This is a genomic window from Streptomyces sp. NPDC058373, from assembly GCF_042723275.1.
Lineage (GTDB): Bacteria > Actinomycetota > Actinomycetes > Streptomycetales > Streptomycetaceae > Streptomyces.
On sequence record NZ_JBHXJE010000089.1, the window covers coordinates 1 to 6,659 of the forward strand.

The following is a 6,659-nucleotide window of genomic DNA, read 5'->3' on the forward strand; positions in this document are numbered from 1 at the left end:
CCCTCGGGCGCCGGCGGGAGGCGCACTGCTGTGTGGGGCCTCAGGCGGACGGGGCGCCGCTCGCCCCGGTGCTCACTGGCCGTTCTCGTCGTTGACGCCCAGCAGCGGGCGCAGGTCCTTCGGGAGGTGCTTCTCGCAGGTGTCGCGGGTGGCGTTGGTCAGCGCGTGGTCCATGCATGAGTAGTAGTCGCTGTAGATGACCCGGGCGCTGAACATCGCGGCCACCAGGGCGAGCCCCAGCCCCGCCGTGACCAGGCCGCTGACGGCGGCCGTGGTCTGCTGGCGGGTTCCCGCCTCGGTCGGCGCCGGGGTGCTCTCGCCGGGCTTGCGGTCCTCGCGGGCGGCGGGGTCGGCGGGCTTGCCCCGCATCTTCAGCGAGGTGACGCCCCAGTACACCGAGAGGGCGCCGAGCAGCAGGGCGACCGACGGCCAGTTGAAGAGGGCGAAGAAGAACGACCACATGCCCGACAGCAGGGCGTACCGGGCGCGGCGCTGGCCGGGGTCGCGCGGGTCCCAGCGGGGGCCGGACGGGCGCCCGTCGCCGTTGCCGTCGCGGGAGCCGGAGCCGAAGGGGCTGGGGGAGCGGCCGGGCTGGCGGTCGCTCCACCGGCCGCCCCCGCCGGAGTCCTGACCGGAGCCGTCACCGGAACCCCCGGTGGGCGTCCGCGGCCGCCACGGCTGATCCGGCTGGCCCTCGGGCGGCGGCGCGAACGGATTCCCGGAGTCCCCGGAACCTGAGTCCGAACCGGAACCCGAGCCCGAACCGGAACTCGACCCCGAACCGGAACCGGAGTCCGGACCGGAAGGCGCCTCATGCTCCTTCTCCGAGCTCCCCCGACCGCCCCCCGACGACGACGGCGACGACGGATCGCTCCCCCTGACCGCCACCACGCCCCACACGTCCGGGGCCGTCGCGGTGGCGCCCGGCAGGGCGAGGCCCCCGAAGCCGGGGGCGGCGGTGGGCAGGGGGAGGCGGAGGCTCGCGGCGGAGCGTCGGTCCGGCATCAGGTGCGTGTCTTCCCTCGGTGGTCCGGCCGACGGCCCGGCCGGGCGTCGGCCGGTGGCGCCGGCCGTGCGCGGATGCGCGGTGGCGGCGGCCGTGGGCCGTCGGTGGTGATCGGGTGCGGCGGCGGTGGCGGGCTTGGTGCGGGTCGGTCGGGCGTTCCGGCGTGAGTCGGTCTGCTGTGGGTGTGTGCTCTGTGTGCTCTGTGTGCTGTCGGTGGTGCGGGTGCTGCCGGGACGGGGTCCCGGCGGGCGGTGCGGCCCGGCGGACCGGCCAACGGCCGCCCCCCCTCTCTCTCCGCAGGCCCGAAGGCCCGGGCGAGCCCCTCCCAGACGCTACCGCCCCCTCGGGCCCCCGTCCCGTGGGGGCCGACGAGTGTGCCGGTATCGTTGCTGACGGTCGGGAGCTTCGTAGAGTTCCCCGATCGCGGAGAGCGCGACCTTTGTACGACCGCACAAAGGCGTACGACCGGACAAGGCAGCGCCACCCGCACCGCCCGCACGCGCCGTGCCCGCACGAACAGCGTCACCGTAGAAAGGCCCCCGCCGTGGCCTCGCCGCTCACCAGCGACGCGTCTTCGCGTCCGAAGCGCCTCGTCGTCCTCGTCTCCGGCTCCGGGACCAACCTCCAGGCCCTCCTCGACGCCATCGCCGAACAGGGCGCCGAGCGGTACGGCGCCGAGGTGGTCGCCGTCGGCGCCGACCGCGGCTCCATCGCCGGACTGGAACGTGCCGAGCGGGCCGGAATCCCCTCGTTCGTGTGCCGGGTCAAGGACCACCCCGACCGGGCCGCCTGGGACCGGGCGCTGACCGAGGCGACCGCCGCGTACGAGCCGGACCTGATCGTCTCGGCCGGGTTCATGAAGATCCTGGGCAAGGAGTTCCTCGCCCGCTTCGGCGGCCGGGTGGTCAACACCCACCCCGCGCTGCTCCCCAGTTTTCCCGGGGCCCACGGCGTACGCGACGCGCTCGCGTACGGCGCCAAGGTCACCGGCTGCACCGTTCATCTCGTCGACGACGGCGTCGACACCGGCCCGATCATCGCCCAGGGCGTGGTCGAGGTCGTCGAGGACGACTCGGCGGAGGGCGAAGCCGCCCTCCACGAACGCATCAAGGACGTCGAGCGCACGCTGCTCGTCGAGGTCGTGGGGCGTCTGGCCCGCAACGGCCATCGCATTGAGGGACGAAAGGTTCTGATTCCGTGACCGCCGAAGGTACGAAGCGGCCCATCCGCCGCGCGTTGGTCAGCGTCTACGACAAGACGGGTCTGGAGGAGCTGGCCCGCGGGCTGCACGAGGCGGGCGTCGAGCTGGTCTCCACCGGGTCCACCGCCGGGCGGATCGCCGCCGCCGGGGTGCCGGTGACCAAGGTCGAGGAGCTGACCGGCTTCCCCGAGTGCCTGGACGGCCGCGTCAAGACGCTCCACCCCCGCGTGCACGCCGGCGTCCTCGCCGACCTGCGCCTGGACAGCCACCGCGAGCAGCTGGCCGAGCTGGGCGTCGAGCCCTTCCAGCTGGTGATCGTCAACCTCTACCCGTTCCGGGAGACCGTCGCCTCCGGCGCCACCCCCGACGAGTGCGTCGAGCAGATCGACATCGGCGGCCCCTCCATGGTCCGCGCCGCCGCCAAGAACCACCCGTCCGTGGCGGTCGTCACCGACCCCGGCCAGTACGGCGCGGTCCTCGAAGCGGCCCGTAACGGCGGCTTCGAACTGGCCGCCCGCAAGCGGCTCGCGGCCAAGGCCTTCCAGCACACCGCCGCCTACGACGTGGCGGTCGCCTCCTGGTTCGCCGACGACTACGCCGCCGCCGACGACAGCGGCTTCCCCGACTTCCTCGGCTCCGCGCTGACCCGCTCCACCGTGCTGCGCTACGGCGAGAACCCGCACCAGCCCGCCGCGCTCTACACCCTCGGCGAGGGCGGCCTCGCCGAGGCCGAACAGCTGCACGGCAAGGAGATGTCGTACAACAACTACACGGACACCGACGCCGCGCGCCGCGCCGCCTACGACCACCAGGACCCGTGCGTCGCGATCATCAAGCACGCCAACCCGTGCGGCATCGCCATCGCCGATGACGTCGCCGAGGCGCACCGCAAGGCGCACGCCTGCGACCCGCTGTCGGCCTTCGGCGGCGTCATCGCCGTCAACCGGCCCGTCACCCGGGAGCTCGCCGAGCAGGTCGCGGAGATCTTCACCGAGGTCATCGTCGCCCCGGACTACGAGGACGGCGCGCTGGAGGCACTGACCCGGAAGAAGAACATCCGGGTGCTGCGCTGCCCGCAGGCCCCCGCCGCCACCGTCGAGACCAAGCAGATCGACGGCGGCGCCCTCCTCCAGGTCGCCGACCTCCTCCAGGCCCCCGGCGACGACCCGGCCAACTGGACCCTCGCCACCGGCGACGCGCTCAGCGAGGGCGAACTGGCCGAGCTGGCCTTCGCCTGGAAGGCCTGCCGCGCCGTCAAGTCCAACGCCATCCTGCTCGCCAGGGACGGTGCCTCGGTCGGCGTCGGCATGGGCCAGGTCAACCGCGTCGACTCCGCCAAGCTCGCCGTCGAGCGCGCCGGCACCGAGCGCGCCCGGGGCGCCTTCGCAGCCTCCGACGCGTTCTTCCCCTTCCCCGACGGGCTGGAGATCCTGCTGGAGGCCGGTGTCCGCGCCGTCGTCCAGCCCGGCGGCTCGGTCCGCGACGAACTGGTCGTCGAGGCCGCGAAGAAGGCCGGCGTCACCATGTACTTCACGGGGACCCGCCACTTCTTCCACTGACCGGTACCTGGGTACCGCGAGGCGCCAGGCACGCGAGACGGCCGAGGGCCGCGTCCCCGAGCGGGGGGCGCGGCCCTCGGCCGTACGGTGCCTGCGCGGGTCAGTAGCGCGGGCGGTTGAACCAGGCGGTGGCCTGGCTGTTCACCATCGAGGCGAGGATGATGCCGTAGATCGCCAGCGCGACGATGCCGCCGAAGGTGGCCGAACCGCCCCCGCCCGCGAAGAGGTTGCTCAGCGAGCCGAGCAGCATCAGCGAGGCGTAGACGATGGTGGTGATGCGGATGCCGGAGCCGCCGGTGGAGAACTTCACACCGAGCACGATGGCGAGGACGGCCAGCGCGAGCAGGATGAAGACCAGGGCGTAGCCGAGGCCGACGAGGCCGTTGGCGGCGTCGGTCTCCATGCCGTTGGCGACGTCCTTGGCCGCGCCCACGGCGACGCCGAAGAAAAGCCCGACCAGGATCTGCAGACCCGCCACCACGAAGAGCAGCACGCGCGCGGTCTTCATCAGACCGGGCATCTCCGCCTTCATCGGATTCATGCCCGGACCGCCCGGGTACGCCGGCTGCTGCGGGTAGCCGTAACCGGGCTGGCCCGGCTGGCCGCCCTGCTGCGGGTAGCCGTAGCCCGGCTGGCCCTGCTGCGGGGCGCCGTAACCGGGCTGGCCCTGGGGGGCGCCGTAGCCGGGCTGGCCCTGCGGCGGCTGGCCGCCCTGCGGGGGCGGGCCGTAGGGGTTGTTGGGGTCGCCGAAACTCATGGCGGGTTTCCTCCGTTGAAGCGCGGGGACGCGCGGCCCGCGCAGGAGGTTGCGATGAAAGACGTAAGCGGCGCTTCCCCCCGGCACTGCCCGCGGCACTGTCTGCGCCTCATCGTTCTCAATACCCCGGGGTCTTGTCCAGTCACCAGCCATGGACGTTGTGCAAGTGCAACCTCCGTGATCATTCGGCCACACCGGACCAGACGGCCGAAAACGACCAGCTGAGGGGGGTGGCCCCTGGCCCCGTCCGGCGGGCCGCCGACCCGGATTGGCGGCGGAGGCCGGGGATCCGCGAGGATGGGGCCATGAGCGCCCAGATTCTCGATGGCAGGGCCACCGCGGCCGCGATCAAGTCCGAGCTGGCCCAGCGTGTGGCCGCTCTCCGAGCCCAGGGCGTCACGCCCGGCCTCGGTACCGTCCTGGTCGGCGAGGACCCGGGCAGCCAGAAGTACGTCGCGGGCAAGCACCGCGACTGCGCCCAGGTCGGCATCGCCTCCATCCAGCGCGAACTGCCCGCCACGGCCGGCCAGGAGGAGATCGAGGCGGTCGTCCGGGAGCTCAACGAGGACCCGACCTGCACCGGTTACATCGTGCAGCTCCCGCTCCCCAAGGGCATCGACGAGAACCGCATCCTCGAACTGATGGATCCGGCCAAGGACGCCGACGGCCTCCACCCCGCCAACCTCGGCCGCCTGGTCCTCAACGAGCCCGCGCCGCTGCCCTGCACGCCGTTCGGCATCGTCACGCTGCTGCGCCACTTCGGCGTCGAGATCAACGGCGCCGAGGTGGTCGTCGTCGGCCGCGGCGTCACCATCGGCCGCCCGATGCCGCTGCTGCTCACCCGCCGCTCGGAGAACGCCACAGTCACCCAGTGCCACACCGGCACCCGCGACCTCGCCGCCCACCTGCGCCGCGCCGACATCATCGTGGCCGCCGCCGGAGTGCCGCACCTCGTCAAGCCCGAGGACGTGAAGCCGGGCGCGGCCGTGCTCGACGTCGGCGTCAGCCGCGACGAGAGCGGCAAGATCGTCGGCGACGTGCACCCCGGAGTCGCCGAGGTGGCCGGCTGGATCTCCCCCAACCCGGGCGGCGTCGGCCCGATGACCCGCGCCCAGCTCCTCGTCAACGTCGTCGAGGCGGCCGAGCGCCAGGCCGCCTCCGCCGCCTGAACCCCCGAAGAGGCCGCCACCGATGAGCACCGACGCCCCCGACGACCAGCCCGCCGAGCCGGCCACCAAGGCCGAGCCCGAGGCCCGGGCCGAGGCCGCGACGCCCTCCGCTCCCGAGCCGGGCCCCGCGGCCGGTGCCAGCCGTGCCGGTGCCGGGGTGCGCACCGGGGTGGCCAAGCTGGGCTGGTCCCGGCGGGAGCCCGGCTCGCGGCGCTTCCCGCGGATCACCCGCTCCATCGCCCGTCCCGAGGGCGGGGGGCGGGCCGCCGCCGGGGACGCGCCCGCGCCCGCCCGCCAGTGGCCCGTCCTCCTGGTGCTCTCGCTCACGGCGCTCGGCCTGATCCTGACGGCCTTCGACATCACTCGGATCGGCACCATGCTCATCGGCGTGGCGCTCCTCGTCGGCGCCGGGCTGCGCTGGGCGCTTCCCTCGGTCGGGATGCTCGCGGTGCGCTCGCGCTTCACCGACCTGGCGACCTACTCGGTGCTGGGCGCGGCGATCGTGCTCCTCGCGCTGATGCAGCAGCCCCATCCGTGGGTGGAACTGCCGTTCCTGGACCGGACGCTCCACTTCACCGTCGACTGAGCCGCGCCCCGGCTGGGCTGCTTTTCGGCTGAGCGCCGCTTTCCCGTGCCGGTCACGGATTGGCCTCAAGCGCCGGCCGGGCTGGGGTTGGCTGAGCGCCGCTCGGCTGTGCCGGTCCACGATGGCCTCAAACGCCGGCCGGGCTGTTGTTTGGCCGTCCTGTCCGTCTCGGCTGTGCCGGTCACTGATTGGCCTCAAGCGCCGGCCGGGCTGGGGTTTTGTCGGTTGCCGTTGGCCGTGAGTGCGGCCTTGTCGTGGGGTTCGGGGTTTGTCCGTGGGGTGGTGCGGGCGGGGCCGCACCGGTGTACCTCCTCACAGACTGACGAGGCTGGAGCCTGTAGTGAGTTCTGGCTCCTCACGTCAGTCTGCTGCGGGGGCACC

General features: G+C 73.4%; 6 protein-coding genes. 4 read left to right on the forward strand and 2 right to left on the reverse strand.

Annotation, left to right across the window (positions count from 1 at the left end; all coding sequences use genetic code 11):
• Nucleotides 1-72: 72 nt before the first annotated feature.
• On the reverse strand, nucleotides 73-1,005 hold the full coding sequence (locus ACFWMZ_RS27960; RefSeq protein WP_383204950.1) for a hypothetical protein: 933 nt from the start codon (nucleotides 1,003-1,005) through the stop codon (nucleotides 73-75).
• 545 nt (nucleotides 1,006-1,550) lie between these two features.
• On the opposite strand from ACFWMZ_RS27960, the gene purN reads away from it, so the two are divergent.
• Together purN and purH are read left to right on the forward strand one after the other, a co-directional pair.
• Complete coding sequence (gene purN / locus ACFWMZ_RS27965) at nucleotides 1,551-2,207, forward strand: phosphoribosylglycinamide formyltransferase (RefSeq protein WP_383184221.1); 657 nt, start codon at nucleotides 1,551-1,553, stop codon at nucleotides 2,205-2,207.
• Nucleotides 2,204-3,766 carry a bifunctional phosphoribosylaminoimidazolecarboxamide formyltransferase/IMP cyclohydrolase gene (purH, locus tag ACFWMZ_RS27970; protein WP_383184219.1) on the forward strand — a complete coding sequence of 521 codons (1,563 nt, stop codon included), beginning with the start codon at nucleotides 2,204-2,206 and terminating at the stop codon, nucleotides 3,764-3,766. The genes purN and purH overlap by 4 nt, the downstream gene beginning before the upstream one ends.
• Before the next feature lie 100 nt (nucleotides 3,767-3,866).
• Here the strand turns inward: purH and ACFWMZ_RS27975 are convergent, their stop codons facing one another.
• On the reverse strand, nucleotides 3,867-4,523 hold the full coding sequence (locus tag ACFWMZ_RS27975; protein WP_383204953.1) for a hypothetical protein: 657 nt from the start codon (nucleotides 4,521-4,523) through the stop codon (nucleotides 3,867-3,869).
• A 305-nt stretch (nucleotides 4,524-4,828) separates the two neighbouring features.
• Here ACFWMZ_RS27975 and ACFWMZ_RS27980 point away from each other — a divergent pair, with 305 nt between their 5' ends.
• Together ACFWMZ_RS27980 and ACFWMZ_RS27985 are read left to right on the forward strand one after the other, a co-directional pair.
• Complete coding sequence (locus ACFWMZ_RS27980) at nucleotides 4,829-5,692, forward strand: bifunctional methylenetetrahydrofolate dehydrogenase/methenyltetrahydrofolate cyclohydrolase (protein ID WP_383204956.1); 864 nt, start codon at nucleotides 4,829-4,831, stop codon at nucleotides 5,690-5,692.
• Nucleotides 5,693-5,714: 22 nt separating this feature from the next.
• The gene (locus tag ACFWMZ_RS27985; RefSeq protein WP_383184206.1) at nucleotides 5,715-6,278 is read left to right on the forward strand and encodes a DUF3017 domain-containing protein; all 564 of its coding nucleotides are present in this window, start codon (nucleotides 5,715-5,717) and stop codon (nucleotides 6,276-6,278) included.
• The last annotated feature ends 381 nt before the right edge of the window (nucleotides 6,279-6,659 follow it).

Excerpts from the sequence above, each read along its gene's own strand:
- ACFWMZ_RS27960 (WP_383204950.1), bottom strand. The coding sequence starts at position 1,005 with ATGCCGGACCGACGCTCCGCCGCGAGCCTCCGCCTCCCCCTGCCCACC.
- ACFWMZ_RS27975 (WP_383204953.1), bottom strand. The coding sequence starts at position 4,523 with ATGAGTTTCGGCGACCCCAACAACCCCTACGGCCCGCCCCCGCAGGGC.
- ACFWMZ_RS27980 (WP_383204956.1), top strand. The coding sequence starts at position 4,829 with ATGAGCGCCCAGATTCTCGATGGCAGGGCCACCGCGGCCGCGATCAAG.
- ACFWMZ_RS27985 (WP_383184206.1), top strand. The coding sequence starts at position 5,715 with ATGAGCACCGACGCCCCCGACGACCAGCCCGCCGAGCCGGCCACCAAG.